At 56.0% G+C, this 1,294-nt stretch carries 1 protein-coding gene; it reads left to right on the top strand.

Annotated features, from left to right (window positions below; genetic code table 11):
- Positions 1-81 precede the first annotated feature (81 nt).
- The gene (locus tag ACIOWE_RS30225; RefSeq protein ID WP_401398628.1) at positions 82-1,242 is read left to right on the top strand and encodes an integrase core domain-containing protein; all 1,161 of its coding nucleotides are present in this window, start codon (positions 82-84) and stop codon (positions 1,240-1,242) included.
- The last annotated feature ends 52 nt before the right edge of the window (positions 1,243-1,294 follow it).

Genomic DNA, 1,294 nt, shown 5'->3' with positions numbered 1-1,294 from the left:
GGTAAAGACCGGGTACATCCTTTACGTTTGAGACCGGGGACATGGTTTACAGGTATCAATCATGGTCAGGAGGTGCTGACCATGCCCTGGAATCAAGAGTCCCCAATGGATCAACGAGTGAAGTTAGTCAGCGACTGGCTTGGCGGCAGTTACACCAAGAGCCAATTAAGCCGGCGCTATGGCGTCAGCCGTCCAACCATCGACAAGTGGCTGGAACGGTATGCAGCGCTGGGCGTGGATGGCTTGAAAGAGCAATCGCGTAAGCCATTGAATTGCCCTCATCAAACTCCCGACGAAATCATAGCCACGCTGCTGACCAAGAAAAACGAGCATCCCGATCGGGGGCCTAAGCAGATCATTGATCGTCTACGCGTCTCCGATCCGGATATCCACTGGCCGGCCGCGAGTACCGCCGGGATATGGTTGAAGAAGGCTGGTCTGGTCACCGCGCGGCGCCCCTATCCCGTGCGCCCACGCGCTCCGACGCATTTGCGTCCGGTCGACCAACCCAATCAGACCTGGTGTGCCGATTACAAAGGGCAGTTCAAAATGCAGGATGGCAATTGGTGCTATCCGCTGACCATTACCGACCAGATGAGTCGCTATCTGCTGCTTTGCCGGGCATTGCCCAGCACGCATGGGGAGCCGACGCGGCAGGGCTTCGAGTGGGCCTTCCGGGAGTTTGGGTTGCCGGATGTGATTCGCACGGACAATGGCGCTCCCTTCGCATCAACGGGTTTGGCGCGTTTGTCGAAGTTGTCGGTGTGGTTCATCAGGCACGGAATCCACGTCGAGACAATTACGCCTGGCCGTCCCGACCAAAATGGCCGGCACGAACGGATGCACCGAACGCTGAAAGCAGCGGTATTACGAACACCTGCGGAAAATCTTGTGCGCCAGCAATTGGCCTTTGAGGATTTCATCCAGGACTTCAATCAGGTTCGACCGCACACAGCGTTGGACATGAAGCCACCTGCTTCGGTGTATAGCCCGTCGTTACGACCATACCCCGGTTACCTGCCAGCGGTTGAATATGGCACTGACGTTGAAGTGCGTAAGGTTCGTTCGAACGGAGAGTTCAAATGGAAAGGACAGCTGATTTTTCTGGGAGAGGCACTGATCGGCGAAGACATCGCGCTGAAGGAGGTGGCTGATGATGTGTGGGAGTTGTACCTTTGCACCTTCTGCTTAGGCAGGCTTGAACGCGGCGCTAAACGCGTAGCAAGCCTGGAAAAGGTGTAAACGATGTCCCCGGTCTAATGTGTAAAGGATGTACCGGTCTCTACAGTGAGGG

This window comes from Pseudomonas sp. NPDC087598, from assembly GCF_044743525.1.
GTDB lineage: Bacteria > Pseudomonadota > Gammaproteobacteria > Pseudomonadales > Pseudomonadaceae > Aquipseudomonas.
Note: the sequence above shows the minus strand (reverse complement) of the source record. Positions and strands in the feature narration are given on the sequence as shown.

Bases quoted from the DNA above. Each gene is read 5' to 3' on its own strand.
- ACIOWE_RS30225 (WP_401398628.1), top strand. From the start codon at position 82: ATGCCCTGGAATCAAGAGTCCCCAATGGATCAACGAGTGAAGTTAGTC.